This is a genomic window from Kitasatospora sp. NPDC057542, assembly GCF_042801945.1.
Lineage (GTDB): Bacteria > Actinomycetota > Actinomycetes > Streptomycetales > Streptomycetaceae > Kitasatospora.
Genome location: NZ_JBHVFE010000116.1, coordinates 1 through 21659 on the forward strand (window position 1 = coordinate 1; position 21659 = coordinate 21659).

Below are 21659 nucleotides of genomic sequence, written 5' to 3' on the forward strand. Positions count from 1 at the left end.
ATGCGCGATCGCACGGCCCGCCGGTCGTTCAGCCCTGCCGGCTCACTTGCCCTCGTACGGGTAGAAGCCGCGGCCGCTCTTGCGGCCCAGGTCACCGGCGGTGACCATGCGGGCCATGATCTCCGGCGCGGCGAACTTCTCGTCCTGGGTCTCGGTGTAGATGTTGCGGGCGGCGTGCAGCAGGATGTCCACACCGGTCAGGTCGGCGGTCTGGAGCGGGCCCATCGCGTGGCCGAAACCGAGCCGGCAGGCGGTGTCGATGTCCTCGGCGGTGGCCACGCCCGACTCGTACAGCCTGGCGGCCTCGACGACCAGCGCGGTGATCAGGCGGGTGGTGACGAAGCCGGCCACGTCGCGGTTGACCACCACGACCTCCTTGCCGACACCCTCGGCGTAGGCACGGGCGGCGGCGAGCGTCTCGTCGCTGGTCTTGTAGCCGCGGACCAGTTCGACCAGCTTCATCATCGGGACCGGCGAGAAGAAGTGGACGCCGACGACCGACTCCGGCCGCTGGGTGGCGGCGGCGATCCGGGTGATCGGGATGGCGGAGGTGTTGGAGGCCAGCACGGCGCCGTCCTTGGCGAGCTTGTCGAGCTCGCGGAAGACGCCCTCCTTGACCTCCAGCTTCTCGAACACGGCCTCGACCACGATGTCGGCCTCGGCGACGGCGCCCAGGTCGGTCGTGGTGGTGATCCGGCCCAGCGCGGCCTCGGCGTCCTCGGCGCTCAGCTTGCCCTTGGCGACGAACTTCTCGTAGGAGGCACGGATGCCCGCGAGACCGCGCTGCAGCGCCTCCTCGGTGACGTCCCGCAGCACCACCGGGTGGCCGGCCTGCGCGGACACCTGGGCGATGCCGGCGCCCATCAGGCCGGCACCGATCACGGCGATCTGCTTGCTGGACGCATTGCTCATGGCTGGGTCTCCCGATGCCGTCGCCGCCCCGCGGGCGGGCCCTGAAGGCGGCTCAGGGCAGGGGTCACCGCCGTCGAGCCGCGCCGCTCACATCTCCTGCCTCGCTCGCGCTCGGCAGTCGCGATCGCGGAGCTCGCCCCTTCTTCGGTTCGCTCGCTCCGCTCGCTTACGGCGGGACTCTAATGCCCAAATCCGCCGTGCAATAGCAATCGAGAGTGTGATCTGCAACCGACCTGGTCAGGCGATCAGACCGTCAGCCCGAGGTCCTGCGCCAGGATCGCCGCCTGCACCCGGCTGCGCAGCCTCAGCTTCGCCAGGATGCGGCTGACGTGCGTCTTGGTGGTCGCCTCCGCCATCTCCAGCCGGGCCGCGATCTCCCCGTTGGACATCCCGGCCCCGATACAGGCCAGCACCTCCCGCTCACGGCCGGTCAGCGCGCCCACCGCCGCCCGGGCCTCCGGCCCGACCGGCCGCTCGGGGCGGGCGAACGCCCCGATCAGCCGCTTGGTCACCGAGGGCGCCAGCATCCCGTCCCCGCGCGCCACCGTGCGGATGCCCTCGATCAGGGTGTCCGCCTCCAGGTCCTTGAGCAGGAACCCGGACGCCCCGGCCCGCAGCGCGCCGTAGACGTACTCGTCCAGGTCGAAGGTGGTCAGCACGAGCACCTGGCCGGCCCCGGCGGCGACCACCTCGCGGGTCGCCGAGACGCCGTCCAGCCGGGGCATCTGCACGTCCATCAGCACCACGTCCGGCCGCAGCTCCAGCGCCAGCCGGACGGCCTCCTCGCCGTCGGCGGCCTGCCCGACCACCTCGAACCCCGGCTCGGCGCGCAGGATCATCACCAGCGCCGCCCGTACCGCCGCCTGGTCCTCGGCCACCAGCACCCGGATCGTCATGCCCGCCCCTCGTTCCCCTGGGCGCGCGGCAGCACCGCGCGCACGCTCCAGTACCCGTCCCTCGGCCCGGCCTCGAAGCTGCCGCCGAGCAGCCCGGCCCGTTCCGCCATGCCCACCAGTCCGGCCCGGGCACCGGGCAGTTCGCGGCCCGGCCCACCCCGGTACGGACTGTCGACGGCGACCCGGAGTTCCTCGGGCGCGAACTCCAGCCGCAGGCTCACCAGTCCGGGCCCGGCGTGCTTGAGCGCGTTGGTCAGCGACTCCTGGACGATCCGGTACGCGGCCAGCCCGACCGGCACCGGCACTTCGCCGCGCTCGCCGCGCTCGTCCAGTGCGAAGTCCAGGCCGACGTCCTGACCGGCCGCCCGGGCCTTGGCCAGCAGGGCGTCCACCGCGGCCAGGTCGGGCGCCGCGTACGACTCGTCCACCTCTCCCCCGCCGCTGTCCCGGAGCAGTCCGATCATGCGACGCATTTCGGCCAATCCCTGGACGCTGTTCTCCCGGATCACCGCCAGCACCTCCACCAGAGGATCGTCCTCGGGCAGGTTCCGACGCCTGGCCACCGACTGCGCGCCGGTGGCGTGGATCGCGATCGCCGACAGGTGGTTGGCCACCACGTCGTGCAACTCCCGTGCCATCCGCGCCCGTTCGGCGCCGATCGCCTCGCGCCGGTCCAGCTCCGAGAGCAGCGCGGTCTGTTCCGCCCGCAGCCGCTCGGCCTCCGCCTCCTGCCGGTGCTTGCGCACCACGTCGCCGGTCCACACCGGGCCCAGGAAGACCAGCGAACTGGCCACCACCACCAGCAGCGCGGCGGAGGTGCCGCTGTAGATCGCCGCCAGGGTGGAGAGCGTCAGCACCGTGGCCCCGCCGGTCAGGTGCAGCACCCGGGACATCCGCGGGCTGCCGTAGATCACCGCCGCGTACAGCAGGTCGGTGTACATGATCAGCGTCGCCACCAGGCTGCCGGCGAACAGGCTCCCCGCGAAGGCCAGCCCGCCGACCGACACCGCCAGCACCGGCCGCGTGCGCCGGACCAGTTCCAGCCCCGCCATCACCAGCATCGGCGCCAGCACCGCCCACAGCGGCACCCGGTCGGCCCGGTCGTACACCTTGAAGACGATCAGCACCGTGCCGCCGAGCAGCCCGGAGAGGGCGATCAGCTGGTCCTGCCGGCGCGGGGGGAGGACGGGGAACGGGAGGGGCACGTGCCCCATCCCACCATCCCGGACGGCCCGCCCGTCTCCGGTCCGCGGAGGAGCCCGCTACATCGAAAGATGCAGTCCCGGACGGCACCGCGCGACGACGACACCGGCGCGCCCGCGCGCCAGCCTGGAAGCACCACCGAATCGTCCGGGAGCAGAACGTGATCGTCACCCTCATCGTCGCGGCCGAGGTCTCCTTCTGGATCCTGCTCGGCCTCGGGCTCGCCGCCCGCTACCTGCTCCGGTGGCGCCGCACCAGCACCGCGCTGCTGATCGGCCTGCCGGTGGTGGACCTCACCCTGTACGCGCTCACCGTCCTCGACCTGCGCGGCGGCGCCACCGCGAGCTGGACGCACGCCCTGGCCGCGAGCTACGCGGGCTTCTCGATCGGCTACGGCCCCTCGCTGGTCCGCTGGGCCGACCGGCACTTCCAGTACCGCTTCGCCGGCGGCCCCAAGCCGCTGCCCTCGCCGAAGTACGGGCCGGAGCGGACCAGGTACGAGTGGCAGGTCGCCGGCCGGACCGTCGTATCGGCGGCGGTCACACTGAGCCTGATCACCCTGCTCGTCCCGCTCTCCGCGGGGTCCGCCCACTTCGGCACCTTCGCCCAGTGGTACCTCAAGCTGGGCCTCGCGGCCGTCATCAACGTGATCGTGGCCGGCTGCTACTCGCTCTGGCCCAAGGAGGCGCCGGCCGGGGTGGTGGTCGAGAGCGGCCGGGTGGTCACCGAGCGGACCCTCGCCGACACCGCCCCCGCCCGCACCCCGGCCGAACGGCCCTGAGGCGCCGAGGGCCCGTCCCCGGACTCCCGCGGGGGAGCGGTCCGGGAACGGGCCCTCGGTCTGTGCCCTGAGCGGCGTCCTAGCGGTTCTCGCCCGGGACCCAGAGCACGTCGCCGCGCTCCTTGTTGGCCACCCGGGCCAGGATGAACAGCAGGTCGGAGAGCCGGTTGAGGTACTTCGCGGTCAGCGGGTTGACGCTGTCGCCGTGCTCCGCGATCGCCGACCAGGTCGAGCGCTCGGCCCGCCGCACCACCGTGCAGGCCAGGTGCAGGTGGGCCGCCCCCGGCGTGCCGCCGGGCAGGATGAAGCTGCGCAGCTTCTCCACCCGCGCCAGGTACTCGTCGCAGTCCGTCTCCAGCCGGTCGATGTAGGACTGCAGCACCCGCAGCGGCGGGTACTTCGGGTCCTCCACCACCGGGGTGGACAGGTCGGCGCCGACGTCGAACAGGTCGTTCTGGACCCGGACGAGCACCGCCGTCATGTCCTCCGGCAGCTCCCCGACGGCCAGGGCCACCCCGATCGCGGCGTTGGCCTCGTTGGCGTCCGCGTACGCGATCAGTCTCGGATCGGTCTTGCTGGTCCGGCTCATGTCGCCGAGCGCGGTGGTGCCGTCATCGCCGGTACGGGTGTAGATGCGCGTCAGATTGACCATGCGGCCAGACTAGCCGCCGGGTTAGGCGGCGTTAACCCCGCGTCCGAACGCCCCTACGCGGTATCGACCCTCCCCCGTCCCGAGGGTCTCGTCGCTACGCGACGTTGACCCTCCCCCAGCCTCCGGCCGGGGGCGCCCCCATCCCGAGGGTCTCGTCGCTACGCGACGTTGACCCTCTGCCCGGGCGGGGCCGCCTCCAGCCAGGCCAGGAAGCCGGTCAGCGCGTCCTCGCTCATCGCCAGCTCCAGCGGGGCCCCGCTGTGCAGGCAGCGCAGCACCACCGAGCCGGACAGCAGCGCCAGCTCCTCCTGGCCCTCCGGGTAGCGCCGGCCGAGCACCTCGATCTCCCGGCGCGGCAGCACCTTGCGCGGCCGTGGGGCGTACGAGAAGACCCGGAACCACTCGATCGAGTCACCGCTGTAGCGGCCGATACCAAAAACCCACCCCTTGCCGTCGGTCGGGGGGACCGGGGCGGAGGTGGGCTTGCCGTTCTCGTCGAGGTCGGGCTGCGTCGAGGCGTCGGCCGGCATTTTGAGGCGGTAACTGCAGTCGAAGGTGCCGCCGACCCGCTGGATCAGGCGGCGCCGGACGGCGAAGGCCATCAGCCCGATCACACCCAGGGCCACGACCGCCGCACACACCACAAGCGCGAGGACCATGCTCACCTACCTCCTCGCTACCCGCGTTCCCCGTAACGGTCGTATCAAGCGACCGCGCTGACCTACCAACTACGACGACAGTCCCGGGGTCACGCTCACGCGTCCCCGGGACCGTCGGTCGACCCCGCTAAGCCGGGGTCCGGCGCACTCAGGCGTGGGCCTTGAGGCCGCGCGCCGCGAACAGACGGACCTCGGCACGCCGCTCGGCGTGCGCGTCCAGGTCCGCCTTGGCCTTGTCCAGTGCGCGCTCGGCACGCGCGACATCGATCTCGTCCGCCAGCTCGGCGATCTCCGCGAGCAGAGACAGCTTGTTGTCGGCGAAGGAGATGAAGCCGCCGTGCACCGCGGCGATCACGGTGCCGCCGTCCGCCGTGCGGATGGTGACGGGACCGGTCTCCAGCACGCTCAGCACCGGGGTGTGGCCCGGCATGATGCCGGTGTCACCGGAGGCCGTACGGGCGACGACGATGGTGGCCGCACCGGACCACACCTTGCGGTCGGCTGCGACCAGCTCGACGTGCAGCTCAGCCAACGTGGGCTCCTAGGCTCATGCAACGCCCGATTACTCGGGAGTTTCGGTAAGAATAACGGCCCCGCGCCTCCGGCATGAAACCGGCGGCACGGATTTGACCGGAATCACAGCCGATGCGACGTGAGGGGTGGGTCCCAGGGCTGGGGCCCACCCCTCACGGTCACGCACAGCTGCTACCGGCCGCGATTACTTCTTCGCCAGCTCGGCGGCGTTCTTCTCGAGGTCCTCGATGCCACCGCACATGAAGAAGGCCTGCTCCGGGACGGAGTCGTACTTGCCGTCCGCGATCGCGTTGAAGGCCTCGATGGTCTCCGACAGCGGCACGGTCGAACCCTCGACACCGGTGAACTGCTTCGCCACGTAGGTGTTCTGCGAGAGGAAGCGCTCGATGCGACGGGCACGGTGCACCGTGATCTTGTCCTCTTCGGACAGCTCGTCGATACCGAGGATCGCGATGATGTCCTGGAGGTCCTTGTACTTCTGCAGGATCCCCTTGATACGGATGGCCGTGTCGTAGTGGGTCTGCGCGATGTACCGCGGGTCGAGGATGCGGGACGTCGAGTCCAGCGGGTCGACGGCCGGGTAGATGCCCTTCTCCGAGATCGGACGCGACAGAACGGTGGTCGCGTCCAGGTGGGCGAAGGTGGTGGCCGGCGCCGGGTCGGTCAGGTCGTCCGCGGGGACGTAGATCGCCTGCATCGAGGTGATCGAGTGACCGCGGGTCGAGGTGATGCGCTCCTGCAGGAGGCCCATCTCGTCGGCCAGGTTCGGCTGGTAGCCCACCGCGGAGGGCATGCGGCCGAGCAGGGTCGACACCTCGGAACCGGCCTGGGTGAACCGGAAGATGTTGTCGATGAAGAGGAGCACGTCCTGCTTCTCGACGTCACGGAAGTACTCCGCCATGGTCAGCGCGGACAGCGCGACGCGCAGACGGGTGCCCGGCGGCTCGTCCATCTGGCCGAAGACCAGCGCGGTCTTGTCCAGAACGCCCGAGTCGACCATCTCGTCGATGAGGTCGTTGCCCTCACGGGTGCGCTCGCCGACACCGGCGAACACCGACACACCACCGAAGTTCTCGGCGACGCGGTAGATCATCTCCTGGATCAGAACGGTCTTGCCGACACCGGCACCACCGAACAGACCGATCTTGCCACCCTGGACGTACGGGGTGAGCAGGTCGATGACCTTGATGCCGGTCTCGAACATCTCGGTCTTGGACTCGAGGTCCTTGAACTCGGGGGCCTTGCGGTGGATCGGCCAGCGGACCTCGACCTGCTTGTCGAACTCCGCCTGGTCCACGTTCAGCACGTCACCGAGGGCGTTGAACACCTTGCCCTTGGTGATCTGGCCGACCGGGACGGAGATCGCGGCACCGGTGTCGGTGACCTGCGAACCGCGGACCAGGCCGTCGGTCGGCTGCATCGAGATGCCGCGGACCATGCCGTCGCCGAGGTGCTGGGCGACCTCAAGGGTCAGGGTCTTCTTGCCCGTGCCGTCGGGGTTGTCCACCTCGACGTGCAGGGCGTTGTACATGTCCGGGATCGCGTCGACGGGGAACTCCACGTCGACGACCGGGCCGATGACCCGCGCGACGCGGCCCGTCGCCGTGGTCGGCTCAACAGTGGTGGTCATACTCATTCGCTCCCGCGGCTCGCGTCAGCGAGCGCGTTGGCGCCACCGACGATCTCGCTGATTTCCTGGGTGATCTCGGCCTGGCGGGCCGAGTTGGCAAGCCGCGTGAGCGACTTGATGAGCTCGCCGGCGTTGTCCGTCGCGCTCTTCATCGCGCGGCGGCGGGCGGCGTGCTCGGAAGCAGCCGACTGCAGCAGCGCGTTGTAGATCCGGCTCTCGACGTACCGCGGCAGAAGCGCGTCCAGGACGCCCTCCGCCGACGGCTCGAAGTCGTACAGCGGGAAGATCTCCGACTTGGCCGGCGTCTGGTCGCTGAGCTGGACCTCGTCCAGCTTCAGCGGCAGCAGCCGCGCCTCCACCGCGTTCTGCGTCAGCATGGACACGAACTCGGTCGAGATCAGGTGGAGCTCGTCCACGCCGCCGGTCTCGGCCGTGAAGGCCTCGATCAGGTCGGCCGCCACGGTCTTCGCGTCACCGTAGGTCGGCTTGTCCGAGAACCCCGTCCACGAGTCCGCGATCGTCAGACCGCGGAACGTGTAGTACGAGACGCCCTTGCGGCCGATGATGTACGTCACCACGTCCTTGCCCTCGGACCGCAGGCGCTCGGTGAGCGTCTGGGCGGCCTTGATGGCGTTGGTCGAGTAGCCGCCCGCCAGGCCGCGGTCCGCCGTGATCAGCAGGACGGCGGCGCGCTTGGCGTCCGGGTTCTCGGTGGTGAGCGGGTGCTTGGCGTTGGACCGGGTGGCCACCGCCGTCACCGCCCGGGTGAGCTCATCGGCGTACGGAGTGGAGGCGGCCACCGCGCGCTGCGCCTTGACGATGCGCGACGCGGAGATCATCTCCATCGCCTTGGTGATCTTCTTCGTCGCGGTGACAGAGCGGATCCGGCGCTTGTAGACCCGAAGCTGTGCTCCCATGGGTCGTTACGTCCTTTCCCTCGCTACCGGACTCAGGCCTGCTCGGAGAGCAGCTTGCCGTCAGCGGTCTGGTAACCCTGCTTGAAGGCCTCGATCGCGCTGGTCAGCGCGTCGACGGTGCCGTCGGCCAGCAGACCGGTCTCGACGATGCCGGCGAGCAGGTCCTTGTGCTGCAGGCGGACGTGGTCCAGGAACTCGCGCTCGAAGCGGCGGATCTCGGCGACCGGGACGTCGTCCATCTTGCCGGTGGTGCCGGCCCAGATGGAGACGACCTGCTCCTCGACCGGGAACGGCTGGTACTGGCCCTGCTTCAGCAGCTCGACCATGCGCGCACCGCGCTCCAGCTGGGCCTTGGAGGCCGCGTCCAGGTCGGAACCGAAGGCGGCGAAGGCCTCCAGCTCACGGTACTGGGCGAGGTCCAGGCGCAGACGGCCGGCGACCGAGCGCATGGCCTTGATCTGGGCGGAGCCACCGACGCGGGAGACCGAGATACCGACGTTCACGGCCGGGCGGATGCCGGCGTTGAACAGGTCGGACTCCAGGAAGCACTGGCCGTCGGTGATGGAGATGACGTTGGTCGGGATGTACGCCGAGACGTCGTTGGCCTTGGTCTCGATGATCGGCAGACCGGTCATCGAGCCGCCGCCCAGGGCGTCGTTCAGCTTGGCGCAGCGCTCCAGCAGGCGGGAGTGCAGGTAGAAGACGTCACCCGGGTAGGCCTCGCGGCCCGGCGGGCGGCGCAGCAGCAGGGAGACGGAGCGGTAGGCCTCGGCCTGCTTCGACAGGTCGTCGAAGATGATCAGGACGTGCTTGCCGTCGTACATCCACTCCTGGCCGATGGCCGAACCGGTGTACGGGGCGAGGTACTTGAAGCCGGCCGGGTCGGAGGCGGGAGCGGCCACGATGGTGGTGTACTCCAGCGCGCCGGCCTCCTCCAGGGCGCCACGGACGGACGCGATGGTGGAGCCCTTCTGGCCCACGGCGACGTAGATGCAGCGGACCTGCTTCTCCGGGTCGCCCGAGCGCCAGTTGTCGCGCTGGTTGATGATCGTGTCGACGGCCACCGCGGTCTTGCCGGTCTGGCGGTCACCGATGATCAGCTGGCGCTGGCCGCGGCCGATCGGGGTCATCGCGTCGATGGCCTTGATGCCGGTCTGCAGCGGCTGCTTGACCGACTTGCGGGCCATGACGCCGGGGGCCTGCAGCTCCAGGGCGCGGCGACCGGTGGCGGCGATGTCGCCCAGGCCGTCGATCGGGTTGCCCAGCGGGTCCACGACACGGCCGAGGTAGCCGTCGCCGACCGGAACCGAGAGGACCTCGCCGGTGCGGCGCACGGTCTGGCCCTCTTCGATACCGCCGAACTCACCGAGGACGACGACACCGATCTCACGGGTGTCGAGGTTCAGCGCGAGGCCGAGCGTGCCGTCCTCGAACCTCAGCAGCTCGTTCGCCATGACCGAGGGCAGGCCCTCGACATGCGCGATGCCGTCCGCCGCGTCAGTGACCGTGCCGACCTCTTCCACAGAAGCGGCGTCCGGCTGGTACGACTGGACAAAGTCGGCCAGCGCGTCCCGGATCTCCTCCGGACGGATCGTAAGCTCCGCCATCAGGCTTCCCTGCTCTCCTAGTTTGCGATCCTCGGCCCGCCATTGAGGGCCGCAAGTATTCGACTCTCGGCCGGGTCTTCCGAACCGGCCGTACGATGTGCCGGCTCCTTGGGGAGCCGGTTTCCCGACCGAGGGTCGGATGTGCTGCTTCGGTGCTCAGCCTTCGAGCGACTGGCGAGCGCCCTCAAGGCGGCTCGACACGGTGCCGTTGATGATCTCGTCGCCGATCTGCACCCGGACGCCGCCGACGACCTCGGGGTCGACGTCGATGTTCAGGTGGACCTGGCGGCCGTACATCCGGCCCAGAGCACCGGACAGGCGCTCCTTCTGGGTGTCCGACAGCGGCACCGCACTGGTGACCAGGGCCACCACGCGGCCGCGGCGCGCGGCGGCGAGCTTCGAGTAGGACTCAAGGCCCTGCTCCAGGCTACGGCCACGCGGCACGTTGACGAGGGCGGTGACCAGCCGGACGGTGCCGGCGTTGGCGCGGCCGCCGAGCAGCTTCTTGATCAGCTCGGCCTTCGCGACGGCACCGGCCTTCGGCTCGGTCAGCGCGGCCCGCAGCTCGTGCGAACCGCTCACCACCCGACCGAAGCGGAAGAGCTCGTCCTCGACGTCGTCCAGGGAGCCGGCCTTGTCCGCGGCGATGATCTCGGCGTACGCGGCGAGTTCCTCGGTCGCGTCCACCAGGTCGCGCGAGCCCGACCAGCGGGACCGGACCAGACCGGAGACCAGGTCGACGGCCTCGCCGGAGACCTGACCGGTCAGCAGCGAGGTGACCAGCTGGGCCTTGTCCTGGCCCGACCGGGACGGGTCGGTCAGGACTCGGCGCAGCGACACCTCACGGTCCAGGACGGCCGTGACGGCGGTGAGCTCCTCGGCGAGCTTGGCCGCGTCCACCGAGGTGGAGTCGGTCAGGCTCTCCAGGTTCTGCCGACCGGCGGCGAGGGCCTCGCGGCTGGCGCCGATCACTTGGCCGCACCCTGAGCAACGGTGGCCTTGGCCTCCAGCTCATCCAGGAAACGGTCGATCACACCGCTCTGCCGGGCGTGGTCCTCCAGGGACTCACCCACGATGCGGGACGCCAGCTGGGTGGCCAGCGAGCCCACGTCCTGGCGCAGGGCGGCAGTCGCCTGCTTCTTGTCAGCCTCGATCTGGGCGTGACCGGCGGCGACGATGGCCTCGCGCTGGCGCTGGCCCTCCTCGCGCATCTCGGCGAGCTGGGCGGCACCCTGCTCGCGAGCCTGCTCGACGATGCGGGCAGCCTCGTGGCGCGCCTCGGCGAGCTCGGCGCGGTACTGCTCAAGCAGGGCCTGGGCCTCCGCCTGGGCGGCCTCGGCGCGCTCCATCCCGCCCTCGATCGCGTCCCGGCGCTCCGACAGCACCTTCTCGATGCTGGGGAGGAGCTTCTTGCCGAGGATCCCGAAGACGATGAAGAAGCAGAGCAGGCCGATGATGATCTCGGGCCATGCGGGCAGAAGGGGGTTCATGATCTCCCCCTCCTCCGCGAGGTGAGCCGCGATGCTCATATCTGGACCTTCCTCGAAGGGTCTACGGCGGGAATTACTTGGGGCCCTGGCCGAAGACGAACGGCATGACGATGCCGATGAGGGCGAGCGCCTCGGTCAGCGCGAAGCCGATGAACATGTTGGAACGGATCAGGCCGGCGGCCTCGGGCTGACGGGCCATGGCCTGGACACCGTTACCGAAGATGAGACCGACACCGATGCCGGGGCCGATCGCGGCGAGGCCGTAGCCGATGGAAGCGACGGAACCGTAGACGCCGACCTCAGCGAGCATGCTCATTGCAATGTGTCCTTTGCGGGGATGGTGATCCGGTGGTGATTGGCCACCGGGCGTTCCGGGGGTGGTTCAGGAGGGCCGCAGCCCCTGGCTCAGTGCGCCTCTTCCAGGGCACCGGCGATGTAGCTGCTGGCCAGCATCACGAAGATGTAGGCCTGCAGGAACTGGACCAGAAGCTCGAAGGCGGTCAGGCCGACGGCGACGATGAAGGAGGCCGAGCCGTACAGCGCGCCCAGGGTCGGGCTGAGCAGGTACCAGGAGGCGATGGAGAACATCACGATCAGCAGGTGGCCGGCGAACATGTTCGCGAAGGCTCGGACCGCGAGCGTGAAGGGGCGCACGAAGATGTTCGAGAAGAACTCGATCGGCACCAGGATGAACATGACCCAGCCGGGGATGCCCGAGGGCCAGCAGAGGTTCTTGAGACCGCCGACGAAACCGTGCTTCTTGAAGGTCAGCGTCATGTAGGTGATCCACACGACCGCGGCCAGACCGGCCGGGAACGCGATCGCCGCCGTCACCGGGAACTGGGCGAACGGGATGACCGACATGATGTTCAGCAGCCACACGAAGAAGAACATCGAGACCAGCATCGGGACGTACTTCTCGCCCTTTTTGCCGATCGTCTCCAGCACGATGGAGCGCTTGACGAAGTCGTAGCCGATCTCACCGACCAGCTGCAGCTTGCCCGGGACCAGCTTCGGCTTGGCGAACGCGGCCCAGAAGAACACGACGACCAGCGCGGCCACGATGATCGAGAGCAGCATCGGCTTGTTGAACTCGAAGCTGCCGATCGAGAAAATCGGCTCGAACTGGAACTCGTTCAGGCCCGGGGCCGGGAAGCCGCAGCCAGCGTCCCCGAAGTGGCAACTGCCTGAGGCGAGGGACGTGAGTTCAGCACTCACCACGGACTCCTTCGTCGTGACGCATGGTTACGGCAACCTCGCTGTGTCGGCGTGGCCTGCGACCACGGAGCGGCACTGGAACTTGATGGGTTTCTCGCCGACCCCGCACGTCAGTGCACTGCACCGAAGCGGGATCATCGAAGACTGCGCGGATCCGGGGGGCGATCGGTCCGCCGTGCGGACAGACCAGGCCTCTTCCCGTACTCCGTTGTTGCGACGGACGATAGCAGCCCGTCAGCGCGGCATAAACACCGCCCCCCTCGTTGGGGGGACAGTTGGGCCTCGTCACTGTTGACGCCCCTTGTCGGAGGGCTTGTCGCCCTTCTTTTCGGAGGCGTCGGGGTCGACGTAGAAGGTCTTGGCCTTGAGCGCACCGCGCACCTGGAAGCCCGTCCAGATCAGGGCGCAGCCGAGCAGGGTGAACGCGAAGGCCTGCCGGTTGAAGAGCTCGGTGTTCTTGAAGACCGCGAGCACGATGCCGACCAGCAGGATCTGCGTGGTGTACACCAGGAGCGCCGCGGCCATCATGATCTGCGGGTTCGACCTGGTCAGCCGGTCGAGCGCGACCTGGCCGGAACTGAAGAAGGCCATCACGAGCAGCACGCCGAACAGGGCGCCGAGCAGGCCCTTCCCACCGGCGACGGCGAAAGAGATCGCCATGGCGATGATCCCGGCGGCCGCAGTGGGAATCGCGGCGCCTCGGAGGATCCGGGCGTCGGTGGACGGCATGTCGGCAGCTCCGGCGGCATGTCGATGTGGCGGGGGGACGGGCACAGCGGTGGCGGGGTGACACCGACCGAGGCGTCGCCGCGGGCCGCCCGCTGGAGCGGCGGGCCCGGGGAGGGAGACCGACAGGGACGGAAGTCATCCACCTGCTAGGTCTTTCGGCGTGTTCTCGGTACTCGTGAACGGTATCACAAACTATTTGATGCGAGCTTTACCATGAATGTGTGGCACCTGTCACACCAACGGCGCAACGGATCCGCCGTTCGGGTGAAGCCGATGTGAGCGAACATCAACTCCTTTGTCAGCGGCGGCCGGTGGCCTTGTGGTGATGGCCGGTCGCGGTGGAGCCCATGCCGGAGTCCCGGCCGGCTTCACCGAGGAGTTGCTTGTCCTTCGCCGACAGTTCGGCCATCGGACCGGTCTGCTGCTGGCGGTAGCGCGGGGGGACGAAGGACTGCACCGCCCGCGGGGCGCGCGGCCGGAACCGGGGGGTGAGCAGCACCACCATGCCGACCAGGCAGAGCCCGGCGAGCGTCAGGACGACGGTGCGGCCGGTGTTGGTCACCGAGAAGGCCACCGAGCCGAAGGCGATCAGCGCGGCCCAGAAGTACATGATCAGTACGGCGCGGCTGTGCGAGTGGCCGACCTGGAGCAGCCGGTGGTGCAGGTGTCGCTTGTCCGCGGCGAACGGGGACTGGCCGGCCCAGGTCCGGCGCACCACCGCGAGCAGGAGGTCGGCCAGCGGCAGCGCGATGACCGTCAGCGGCAGCAGCAGCGGGATGTAGATCGGCACCAGGGCGTGCACGGTGGCGGTCTGCGAACCGGTCTCGTTGTTGATCAGGTCCGGGTCGACCCGGCCGGTGATCGAGATCGCGGCGACGGCCAGCATCAGGCCCAGCATCATCGAGCCGGAGTCGCCCATGAAGATCCGCGCGGGGTGCATGTTGTGCGCCAGGAAGCCCAGGCACATGCCGATCAGCAGCACGCTGAACAGCACGGCGGGGGCCGCGTCGGAGATCGTGTAGCCGTACCAGAGCCGGTAGCTGTACAGGAAGAAGGCCATCGCGGCGATGCAGACCATGCCGCCGGCCAGGCCGTCCAGACCGTCGATGAAGTTCACCGCGTTGACCATGACGACGACCAGGGTGACCGAGATGACCATGCCCTGGGTCGGGCTCACCGCGACCGGGCCGACGCCGGGCACCGGGAGGGTGATCACCGTCACGCCCTGCCAGACCATCACACCGGCGGCGATCATCTGGCCGCCGAGCTTCACCAGCGCGTCCACGCCCCACTTGTCGTCGAGCACCCCGAGCAGGAACATGATCCCGGCGCCGGACAGCAGCGCGCGGATGTCGGTGCCCTGCGAGAACACCTTGCTCAGGTTGTCGAGCTGCGAGGCGACCAGGATGCCCGCGCACAGCCCGCCGAACATCGCGATGCCGCCGAGCCGCGGCGTGGGCTCGCGGTGCACGTCGCGGGCACGCACCGGCGGCATGGCGCCGGCCGCGATGGCGAACTTCCGGACCGGGCCGGTCAGCAGGTAGGTGACCGCGGCCGTGCAGAACAGCACCAGCAGATACTCACGCACCACTGGCCTCCTGCATCACTGTCGAACGGGGAAGTACCGAAGGTACTCCCCTGCCTTCCCGGGGTTCGAGGTGCGTCGCCACGGCACACACCTTATTGAGTCGGACGCCGGGACCGTGCATCGCGGTTCGCCCTCCCGGGTAGGAGATTCCGATACCCGCGAAGGATCTCCGTCAGGCCCGGCCGGCGAAGGACAGCGCCAGTTCCCGCACCCGCGCCGCGGCCGGGGCGACCGCGCCCCCGGCGAGCACCCGCGCGATCAGCCCGGCGATCTCGGCCAGCTCCGGCTCCCCCATCCCCTGGCTGGTCACCGTGCCCGTGCCCAGCCGGATGCCGGAGGCCTCGGCGGCCGGCGCCGGGTCGTACGGCAGCGCGCACTTGCCGAGCAGCAGCCCGGCCGCCGCGCAGCGCCGCTCGGCCTCCGCGCCGGTCACCCCGAGCGGGCTCACGTCGGCGGTCACCAGGTGGGTGTCGGTACCGCCCGTCAACGGGTGCACACCGGCCTCTGCGAGCCCTTCGGCGAGCACCCGGGCCCCGGACACCGTCCGCTGCGCGTACGCCCGGTATTCGGCCCGGGAGGCCTGCGCGAGGGCCACCGCCTTGCTGGCCACCTCGTTCATCGCCGCGCCGCCCTGGCTGAACGGGAACACCGCCCGGTCGATCCGCTCGGCCAGCTCCGCAGTGCACAGCAGCAGCCCGCCGCGCGGACCGCGCAGCAGCTTGTGGGTGGCCGCCACGGTGACGTCCGCGTACGGCACCGGGGAAGGCGCCACCCCGGCCGCGATCAGTCCGGTGGTCTGCGCGGCGGAGACGATCAGGTAGGCGTCCACCTCGTCGGCGATCTCCCGGAACGCCGCCCAGTCCGGGTGCCGGGGGTGCGAGATCGAGCCCGCCACGATGGCCTTGGGGCGGTGCTGCCGGGCCAGGTCACGGACCTGGTCGAGGTCGATCAGCCCGTCGTCCTCGCGCACCCCGTAGCCGGTGAAGGCGAACCAGCGCCCGGAGAAGTTGGCGCGCGAGCCGCAGCTGAGGTGGCCGCCGTGCTCCAGCGACATCGCCAGCACCCCGTCGCCGGGCCGCAGCAGCGCCGCGTACGCCGCCAGCATCGCCGAAGTCACCGACCGCGGCTGGACGTTGGCGTGCGGGGCGGCGAACAGCTCGCGGGCCCGGTCGATCGCCAACAGCTCGGCGGCATCCGCCAGCGCGCAGCCGGTGTGGTGCCGGCGGCCCGGGTAGCCCTCGGCGTACTTGTCGATCAGCGGGCCGGTGAGCGCCGCCAGGACCGCGGGGGTGGTCAGGTTCTCCCCCGCCAGCAGCTGGATCGTCTCGGCGCGCCGCTCGGCCTCCGCGGCCAGCAGGTCGGCCAGCTGCGGATCCGCCCGGTGCAGCGCCTCGGACGCCCACGGGCGCCCGGTCGTCGTGGTCGGGCCGGTCTCGGCATCGGTGACGGTCATGGCGGGGCTCCCGGGCGCTGCGGGGACTGTGTCACCCAGCGTAGGGCCGCTGCCGCCGCCCGGCCCGTCGAGCCGCGGCCGGACGGCCCCGTTCGGCGCCAGGACTCGTCCGGCCCGTCAGCGCGGCGCGGGAACCCCGGTGAGCGCGGTGACCACCGGGTCGACCGCGTGGAATATCTCCTCGCCGCAGTTGCGGAACATGCCGATCGGCGCCCCGTACGGGTCCTCCAGCTCGTCCGACTCCGGCGTGGCGGCCAGCAGCCAGCCGCGCAGCGCGGCGGCCGCCCGGACCAGCGCGCGGGCCCGCTCGGTGACGTCGGCGCCGCGCCGCGGGTCCGGCAGGGTGCCCGGGTCTATCGTCCGCACCAGGCGGGTGAACTCCTTCAGCGTGAAGGTGCGCAGCCCCGCCTCGTGGCCCATCGAGATCACCTGGGCGCGGTGGTCCAGCGTCGCGGTGAGCACCAGGTCCGCCTCGACCACGTGCTCGTCCAGCAGCTCGCGGCCGGTGAAGCCGCCGCTGTCGGCGCCGTACTCGTCGAGCACGGTCGCGGCGTGGTCCTCCATCGGCGCGCCCTCGTGGCCCCAGGTGCCGGCGCTCTCGACCAGGATCCGCCCGGCCACCCGGGGGCTCAGCCGGGTGTCCAGCTCACGCCGGGTCAACCGCTCGGCGATCGGCGATCGGCAGATGTTCCCGGTACAGACGAACAGGATCCGGAAGTGGTCCAGCGGCCTGGGGCCCACGCTCAGGTACGGCGCTATGCCCGGCCCGGCGTGGAGCGAGGCGGTGGGCGTCAACTGCCGGCCTCCAGGTCGGGGACGACCTCCCTCAGCTGCTCGACGCTGATCGCACCGGCCCGCAGCAGGACCGGGACCTTGCCGGTGACGTCGACGATCGACGAGGTGGCGGAGTCCTCGGCCGCCCCGCCGTCCAGGTAGACCGAGATCGCGTCGCCGAGCTGGGCCTGCGCCTCGTCGCAGGTCAGCGGGGCGGCCCCGCCGATCCGGTTGGCGCTGGAGACGGCCAGCGGGCCGGTGGCGTTCAGCAGCTCGATGGCGGCCGGGTGCAGCGGCATCCGGACCGCGACGGTGCCGCGGGTGTCACCGAGGTCCCAGCGCAGCGAGGGCTGGTGCCGGGCGACCAGGGTGAGCCCGCCGGGCCAGAAGGCGTCGACCAGCTCCCAGGCCTGCTCGGAGAAGTCGGTGACCAGGCCGTGCAGGGTGGTCGGCGAGCCGACCAGCACCGGCGAGGGCGTGTTGCGGCCGCGGCCACGGGCGGCCATCAGCTCGGCGACGGCCTCCGGGGAGAAGGCGTCCGCACCGACCCCGTACAGGGTGTCGGTGGGCAGTACGACGAGTTCGCCGCGTCGGATGGCCGAGGCGGCCTCGCGCAGACCGGTGGCGCGGTCCCCGGCATCGGCACAGTCGTAGCGGCGGCTCATCGGTGCGGTCCCCTTCCGGAGTGGCTCATGGCGTTACAGCGCAGCCTTACGCGCCGTCGTACGGTGCTCGGTGTTCACGACCCGACCCTCCGGGCGGTCGTACGGTGCTCGGTGTTCACGACCCGACCCTCCGGGCGGTCGTACGGCGCTCGATCCTTCACGACCCGACCCTCCGGGCGGTCGTACGGCGCTCGATCCTTCACGACCCGACCCTCCGGGCGGTCGTGAAGCGGGGCCGGTTGTTCAGGTCGCGGTGGTCGGCGGTGTCCGTCCAGCCGTGTTCCTCGTTGAAGATCCACGGCACCTGGCCGCCCTGCTGGTCGGCGTGCTCGATCACCACCGCGCCGCCCGGGCGCAGCAGTCGGGCCGCGACCCGCTCGATGCCGCGGATGGTGTCCAGGCCGTCCTCGCCGGAGAACAGCGACATCTGCGGGTCGTGGTCGCGAGCCTCCGGCGCGACATACTCCCACTCGGTGAGCGGGATGTACGGCGGGTTGGAGATGACCAGGTCGAAGCGGCCGTCCCAGGAGCGGTCGTCCTCGAAGGCCTTGGTGGCGTCACTGGCGTGCAGGGTGACCCGGGCGCGGTCGGGGCTGGCCTCGATGTTGCGCCGGGTGTACTCCAGCGCGCCCTCGTCCAGTTCGAAGGCGTGCACGGTCGAGCGCGGCAGCTCCTGGGCGAGGGCGAGGGCGATCGCGCCGGAGCCGGAGCACAGGTCCACCACCAGCGGCTCGGCCACGTCCATGTCGCGCACCGCGTCTATCGCCCACTCGACGACCGTCTCGGTCTCCGGCCGGGGCACGAACACCCCGGGGCCGACCTCCAGTTCGAGGTAGCGGAAGAACGCCCGCCCGGTGATGTGCTGGAGCGGTTCGCGCGCCTCCCGGCGGGAGACCGCCTCCCAGTAGCGGGCGTCGAAGTCGGCGTCCTTCACCGTGTGCAGCTGGCTGCGCTTGACGTTGTGGACGTAGGCGGCGAGCTCCTCCGCGTCGAAGCGCGGCGACGGCACGCCGGCCGCGGCCAACCGCTGGGTGGCCTGGGCCACCTCGGCGAGCAGCAGGTTCATCCGTACGACCTCTTGTTTCTGCGCTCCGGCTTCGGGCGAAACGCGGGCTGGGGCGCGCCGGTCTCAGTTCTCTTGGGCTGCGGCGAGCTTGGCCGCCGCGTCCTTGTCGACGCAGGACTGGATCACCGCGTTCAGGTCGCCGTCCAGGACCTGGTCCAGGTTGTACGCCTTGAATCCGGTGCGGTGGTCCGAGATGCGGTTCTCGGGGTAGTTGTACGTCCGGATCCGCTCGGAGCGGTCCACCGTACGGACCTGGCTGCGGCGCGCGTCCGAGGCCTCCCGCTCGGCCTCCTCCTGCGCGGCGGCCAGCAGCCGCGAACGCAGGATGCGCATCGCCTGCTCCTTGTTCTGGAGCTGGCTCTTCTCGTTCTGGCAGGACGCCACGATACCGGTCGGCAGGTGGGTGATCCGGACCGCGGAGTCGGTGGTGTTGACCGACTGGCCGCCGGGGCCGGAGGAGCGGTAGACGTCGATCCGCAGGTCGTTGGCGACGATCTCGACCTCGACCTCCTCCGCCTCGGGGGTGACCAGCACGCCCGCCGCGGAGGTGTGGATGCGGCCCTGCGACTCGGTGGCGGGGACGCGCTGCACGCGGTGCACGCCGCCCTCGTACTTCAGCCGGGCCCAGACGCCCTGGCCGGGCTCGGTGTTGCCCTTGGTCTTCACGGCCACCGAGACGTCCTTGTAGCCGCCGAGGTCGGACTCGTTGGAGTCGATGACCTCGGTCTTCCAGCCGATCCGCTCCGCATAGCGCAGGTACATCCGGAGCAGGTCGCCGGCGAACAGCGCGGACTCCTCGCCGCCCTCGCCCGCCTTGATCTCCAGGATGACGTCCTTGTCGTCGCTCGGGTCGCGCGGCACCAGCAGCACCCGCAGTTCCTCGGTGAGCTCGTCCCGGCGTGCCTCGGAGTCCTTCACCTCGGCGATGAACTCCGGTTCTTCGGCGGCGAGTTCACGCGCGGCCTCAATGTCCTCGCCGGCCTGCCGCCACTGCCGGTAGACCCGGGTGATCGGGGTCAGCTCGGCATACCGCTTGGCCAGCTTGCGGGCGTTGGCCTGGTCGGCGTGGACGGACGGGTCGGCCAGCCTCTTCTCGAGGTCGGCGTGCTCGACGAGGAGCTCTTCGACTGCCTCGAACATGGGGGGTGGCCTTCTTCCCGGGGACTCGGAAACGTGTTTGGGGTGGGGAACGCGCGGGAGGACGCGAACGGCGCCGGTTCCCAGCGCCCCCGACAACGAGTACGGGGGCACCGGGAACCGGCGCCGAGCGAGCGCTAGGCCTTCGCGCTGTGCTGCTTGCCGAAGCGGGCCTCGAAGCGGGCCACGCGGCCACCGGTGTCGAGGATCTTCTGCTTGCCGGTGTAGAACGGGTGGCACTGCGAGCAGACCTCGGCGCGGATCTCGCCACTGGTCTCGGTCGAGCGGGTCACGAACTCGGCGCCACAGGTGCAGGTCACACGGGTGACCACGTACTCGGGGTGAACGTTGGGCTTCAAGGGGATCTCCTAGGTTTCGGGAGGGCACCGGGTCGGCGGCTGGAGCGCCGCACGTGAACCGGGACCGACGGACCAGTCTGCCAGGACCGGCCGCATCTTCCCAAACCGGGGGCCACCCGGGGATATTCCGGGGGATATTCCGGGGGACGCTCCGGGCGGCGCTCAGTGCCCTGTGCCGGCCTTCCGGGTGGCCTTCCCGGCGCCCGGCGCGGCCTTCGGGGGAGCCGCGCCGGGGGCGGCCTGGGCGGGGTTCTCCGGCTGCGCGGAGACGACCGCCGACGGGAACGGCTGGTCGGCCCTGAGCGCCGACCAGACCTGGCCGCCCTGCGGCTGCTGCTGGACCACCCGGTTCGGGTCGCCGGGGGCGGTCTCCACCGGCAGGGTGACCATGCTCAGCTGGTCCGGGCCTATCCCTTTGAGCTCCTGGGCGAGCCCCACCAGCGAGTTCACCGAGCCGAGCGCGGAGTCGGTGGTGATGCTCCTGGTCACGGTGTCGCCGATCGACCACAGCTTGACCGGGTTGGTGAACAGCCCGGTCCCCCCGACCTGCTGCAGCAGCGACCTCACCATCTGCTTCTGGAGCTCGATCCGGCCGAGGTCGCTGCCGTCGCCGACGCCGTGCCGGGTGCGCACGAAGGCCAACGCCTGCTGCCCGTCCAGGTGGTGCTCGCCGGGCGGCAGGTCGAGCCCGCTGTCCTTGTCGTGGATGGCCACCGTGGTGGTCACGGTGGCCCCGCCTATCGCGTCCACGACCCGGGCGAAGCCGGCGAAGTCGACCTGCAGGTAGTGGTCCATCCGCAGCCCGGTGAGCTGCTCGGTGGTCTTGACCGCGCAGGCCGCGCCGCCGCTCTCGAAGGCGCTGTTGTACATCGCGTGCTTGGCACCGGACACCGGCTTGCCGCCCGCGTCGGTGCAGTCGGGGCGGGTGACCAGGGTGTCGCGCGGGATCGAGACGACCTGGGCGCGGGAGTGGTCCTGGTTGATGTGCACCACCATCGCGGTGTCCGAGCGGGCGGTGTCGCCGGTGTCCCCGCCGGCCATCGAACCGTTGTCACCGGCCCGCGAGTCGGAGCCGAGCACCAGGATGTTGAAGGAGCCGTCGGTGGCGGCCGGCGGCCGGGCGTCGCCGAGCCGGCCGTCGATGTCGACGCTCCTGATGTTGCCGTTGAACCTGAAGTACCCGAAGAGGGCCGCCCCGGCGCCGAGGACGACGAGCGCGGCGAACGCGCAGGCGGCCGTCCGCAGGACTTTGCGGCGGCGGCTCGGGATCCTCTTGTGCTCGGCCATACGGTCCAGAGTAAATCGGACAAGATGATCCAAACGCCCCCAAGTTGTCCCGACTCTGGAACAAAGCGGTCCGGACGCACGGAACCCCGGACCGCTTTGTTC

At 70.5% G+C, this 21659-nt stretch carries 23 protein-coding genes; 1 reads left to right on the forward strand and 22 read right to left on the reverse strand.

Annotation, left to right across the window (positions count from 1 at the left end):
* Window positions 1–42: 42 nt before the first annotated feature.
* The 3 genes from ACFU7Y_RS17170 to ACFU7Y_RS17180 form a co-directional block, all read right to left on the reverse strand.
* Window positions 43–912 carry a 3-hydroxyacyl-CoA dehydrogenase family protein gene (locus tag ACFU7Y_RS17170; RefSeq protein ID WP_224277545.1) on the reverse strand — a complete coding sequence of 290 codons (870 nt, stop codon included), beginning with the start codon at window positions 910–912 and terminating at the stop codon, window positions 43–45.
* Window positions 913–1157: 245 nt separating this feature from the next.
* A complete protein-coding gene (locus tag ACFU7Y_RS17175; RefSeq protein WP_224277547.1) occupies window positions 1158–1808 on the reverse strand; it encodes a response regulator transcription factor in 651 nt (216 codons plus the stop codon).
* Complete coding sequence (locus ACFU7Y_RS17180) at window positions 1805–3022, reverse strand: sensor histidine kinase (protein WP_380768556.1); 1218 nt, start codon at window positions 3020–3022, stop codon at window positions 1805–1807. The genes ACFU7Y_RS17175 and ACFU7Y_RS17180 overlap by 4 nt, the downstream gene beginning before the upstream one ends.
* Window positions 3023–3171: 149 nt before the next feature.
* On the opposite strand from ACFU7Y_RS17180, the gene ACFU7Y_RS17185 reads away from it, so the two are divergent.
* On the forward strand, window positions 3172–3792 hold the full coding sequence (locus tag ACFU7Y_RS17185; protein WP_380768558.1) for a hypothetical protein: 621 nt from the start codon (window positions 3172–3174) through the stop codon (window positions 3790–3792).
* A 79-nt stretch (window positions 3793–3871) separates the two neighbouring features.
* On the opposite strand, the gene ACFU7Y_RS17190 is transcribed toward ACFU7Y_RS17185, so the two are convergent.
* The 19 genes from ACFU7Y_RS17190 to ACFU7Y_RS17280 all read right to left on the reverse strand — a co-directional run bounded on the left by ACFU7Y_RS17190 (window position 3872) and on the right by ACFU7Y_RS17280 (window position 21557).
* Entirely contained in the window at window positions 3872–4444 is a 573-nt protein-coding gene (locus ACFU7Y_RS17190) for a cob(I)yrinic acid a,c-diamide adenosyltransferase (RefSeq protein WP_224277553.1), read from the reverse strand.
* A 158-nt stretch (window positions 4445–4602) separates the two neighbouring features.
* A complete protein-coding gene (locus ACFU7Y_RS17195; protein WP_224277554.1) occupies window positions 4603–5103 on the reverse strand; it encodes a DUF2550 domain-containing protein in 501 nt (166 codons plus the stop codon).
* A gap of 148 nt (window positions 5104–5251) precedes the next feature.
* Window positions 5252–5635, reverse strand: coding sequence for a F0F1 ATP synthase subunit epsilon (locus ACFU7Y_RS17200; RefSeq protein ID WP_224277556.1), 384 nt, complete (start codon window positions 5633–5635; stop codon window positions 5252–5254).
* A gap of 186 nt (window positions 5636–5821) precedes the next feature.
* Window positions 5822–7267 (reverse strand): F0F1 ATP synthase subunit beta, encoded by a 1446-nt coding sequence (gene atpD / locus ACFU7Y_RS17205; RefSeq protein WP_224277558.1) that lies wholly within the window; start codon window positions 7265–7267, stop codon window positions 5822–5824.
* Between the two features lie 2 nt (window positions 7268–7269).
* Window positions 7270–8184: a F0F1 ATP synthase subunit gamma gene (locus ACFU7Y_RS17210; RefSeq protein ID WP_224277559.1), complete on the reverse strand. Its 915-nt coding sequence runs from the start codon at window positions 8182–8184 to the stop codon at window positions 7270–7272.
* A gap of 32 nt (window positions 8185–8216) precedes the next feature.
* The gene (gene atpA, locus ACFU7Y_RS17215; protein ID WP_224277561.1) at window positions 8217–9791 is read right to left on the reverse strand and encodes a F0F1 ATP synthase subunit alpha; all 1575 of its coding nucleotides are present in this window, start codon (window positions 9789–9791) and stop codon (window positions 8217–8219) included.
* Between the two features lie 156 nt (window positions 9792–9947).
* Window positions 9948–10763 carry a F0F1 ATP synthase subunit delta gene (locus ACFU7Y_RS17220; RefSeq protein ID WP_224277563.1) on the reverse strand — a complete coding sequence of 272 codons (816 nt, stop codon included), beginning with the start codon at window positions 10761–10763 and terminating at the stop codon, window positions 9948–9950.
* A complete protein-coding gene (locus ACFU7Y_RS17225; protein WP_224277565.1) occupies window positions 10760–11320 on the reverse strand; it encodes a F0F1 ATP synthase subunit B in 561 nt (186 codons plus the stop codon). The genes ACFU7Y_RS17220 and ACFU7Y_RS17225 overlap by 4 nt, the downstream gene beginning before the upstream one ends.
* A gap of 34 nt (window positions 11321–11354) precedes the next feature.
* Complete coding sequence (gene atpE / locus ACFU7Y_RS17230) at window positions 11355–11597, reverse strand: ATP synthase F0 subunit C (protein WP_030302757.1); 243 nt, start codon at window positions 11595–11597, stop codon at window positions 11355–11357.
* 89 nt (window positions 11598–11686) lie between these two features.
* Complete coding sequence (atpB, locus tag ACFU7Y_RS17235; protein ID WP_224277566.1) at window positions 11687–12499, reverse strand: F0F1 ATP synthase subunit A; 813 nt, start codon at window positions 12497–12499, stop codon at window positions 11687–11689.
* Window positions 12500–12784: 285 nt separating this feature from the next.
* Window positions 12785–13159: a hypothetical protein gene (locus ACFU7Y_RS17240; protein ID WP_380768561.1), complete on the reverse strand. Its 375-nt coding sequence runs from the start codon at window positions 13157–13159 to the stop codon at window positions 12785–12787.
* 367 nt (window positions 13160–13526) lie between these two features.
* Window positions 13527–14816, reverse strand: coding sequence for an MraY family glycosyltransferase (locus ACFU7Y_RS17245; RefSeq protein ID WP_380768563.1), 1290 nt, complete (start codon window positions 14814–14816; stop codon window positions 13527–13529).
* Between the two features lie 172 nt (window positions 14817–14988).
* Window positions 14989–16269 (reverse strand): serine hydroxymethyltransferase, encoded by a 1281-nt coding sequence (gene glyA, locus ACFU7Y_RS17250; protein ID WP_380768565.1) that lies wholly within the window; start codon window positions 16267–16269, stop codon window positions 14989–14991.
* A 117-nt stretch (window positions 16270–16386) separates the two neighbouring features.
* The gene (locus ACFU7Y_RS17255; RefSeq protein WP_224277582.1) at window positions 16387–17028 is read right to left on the reverse strand and encodes a protein-tyrosine-phosphatase; all 642 of its coding nucleotides are present in this window, start codon (window positions 17026–17028) and stop codon (window positions 16387–16389) included.
* A gap of 32 nt (window positions 17029–17060) precedes the next feature.
* Window positions 17061–17708 (reverse strand): L-threonylcarbamoyladenylate synthase, encoded by a 648-nt coding sequence (locus ACFU7Y_RS17260; protein WP_224277574.1) that lies wholly within the window; start codon window positions 17706–17708, stop codon window positions 17061–17063.
* Between the two features lie 199 nt (window positions 17709–17907).
* The gene (gene prmC, locus ACFU7Y_RS17265; RefSeq protein ID WP_224277576.1) at window positions 17908–18774 is read right to left on the reverse strand and encodes a peptide chain release factor N(5)-glutamine methyltransferase; all 867 of its coding nucleotides are present in this window, start codon (window positions 18772–18774) and stop codon (window positions 17908–17910) included.
* Between the two features lie 63 nt (window positions 18775–18837).
* On the reverse strand, window positions 18838–19914 hold the full coding sequence (prfA, locus tag ACFU7Y_RS17270; RefSeq protein WP_224277578.1) for a peptide chain release factor 1: 1077 nt from the start codon (window positions 19912–19914) through the stop codon (window positions 18838–18840).
* A gap of 134 nt (window positions 19915–20048) precedes the next feature.
* Window positions 20049–20270, reverse strand: coding sequence for a 50S ribosomal protein L31 (gene rpmE / locus ACFU7Y_RS17275; protein WP_153462614.1), 222 nt, complete (start codon window positions 20268–20270; stop codon window positions 20049–20051).
* A gap of 162 nt (window positions 20271–20432) precedes the next feature.
* On the reverse strand, window positions 20433–21557 hold the full coding sequence (locus ACFU7Y_RS17280) for an LCP family protein (protein ID WP_224277580.1): 1125 nt from the start codon (window positions 21555–21557) through the stop codon (window positions 20433–20435).
* Window positions 21558–21659 lie beyond the last annotated feature (102 nt).

Excerpts from the sequence above, each read along its gene's own strand:
- atpD (WP_224277558.1), bottom strand. The coding sequence starts at position 7,267 with ATGACCACCACTGTTGAGCCGACCACGGCGACGGGCCGCGTCGCGCGG.
- ACFU7Y_RS17280 (WP_224277580.1), bottom strand. The coding sequence starts at position 21,557 with ATGGCCGAGCACAAGAGGATCCCGAGCCGCCGCCGCAAAGTCCTGCGG.
- ACFU7Y_RS17240 (WP_380768561.1), bottom strand. The coding sequence starts at position 13,159 with ATGGCGATCTCTTTCGCCGTCGCCGGTGGGAAGGGCCTGCTCGGCGCC.
- ACFU7Y_RS17210 (WP_224277559.1), bottom strand. The coding sequence starts at position 8,184 with ATGGGAGCACAGCTTCGGGTCTACAAGCGCCGGATCCGCTCTGTCACC.
- atpE (WP_030302757.1), bottom strand. The coding sequence starts at position 11,597 with ATGAGCATGCTCGCTGAGGTCGGCGTCTACGGTTCCGTCGCTTCCATC.
- ACFU7Y_RS17175 (WP_224277547.1), bottom strand. The coding sequence starts at position 1,808 with ATGACGATCCGGGTGCTGGTGGCCGAGGACCAGGCGGCGGTACGGGCG.
- prmC (WP_224277576.1), bottom strand. The coding sequence starts at position 18,774 with ATGAACCTGCTGCTCGCCGAGGTGGCCCAGGCCACCCAGCGGTTGGCC.
- ACFU7Y_RS17225 (WP_224277565.1), bottom strand. The coding sequence starts at position 11,320 with ATGAGCATCGCGGCTCACCTCGCGGAGGAGGGGGAGATCATGAACCCC.
- ACFU7Y_RS17190 (WP_224277553.1), bottom strand. The coding sequence starts at position 4,444 with ATGGTCAATCTGACGCGCATCTACACCCGTACCGGCGATGACGGCACC.
- glyA (WP_380768565.1), bottom strand. The coding sequence starts at position 16,269 with ATGACCGTCACCGATGCCGAGACCGGCCCGACCACGACGACCGGGCGC.
- ACFU7Y_RS17260 (WP_224277574.1), bottom strand. The coding sequence starts at position 17,708 with ATGAGCCGCCGCTACGACTGTGCCGATGCCGGGGACCGCGCCACCGGT.
- ACFU7Y_RS17180 (WP_380768556.1), bottom strand. The coding sequence starts at position 3,022 with ATGGGGCACGTGCCCCTCCCGTTCCCCGTCCTCCCCCCGCGCCGGCAG.
- prfA (WP_224277578.1), bottom strand. The coding sequence starts at position 19,914 with ATGTTCGAGGCAGTCGAAGAGCTCCTCGTCGAGCACGCCGACCTCGAG.
- ACFU7Y_RS17170 (WP_224277545.1), bottom strand. The coding sequence starts at position 912 with ATGAGCAATGCGTCCAGCAAGCAGATCGCCGTGATCGGTGCCGGCCTG.
- atpA (WP_224277561.1), bottom strand. The coding sequence starts at position 9,791 with ATGGCGGAGCTTACGATCCGTCCGGAGGAGATCCGGGACGCGCTGGCC.
- ACFU7Y_RS17195 (WP_224277554.1), bottom strand. The coding sequence starts at position 5,103 with ATGGTCCTCGCGCTTGTGGTGTGTGCGGCGGTCGTGGCCCTGGGTGTG.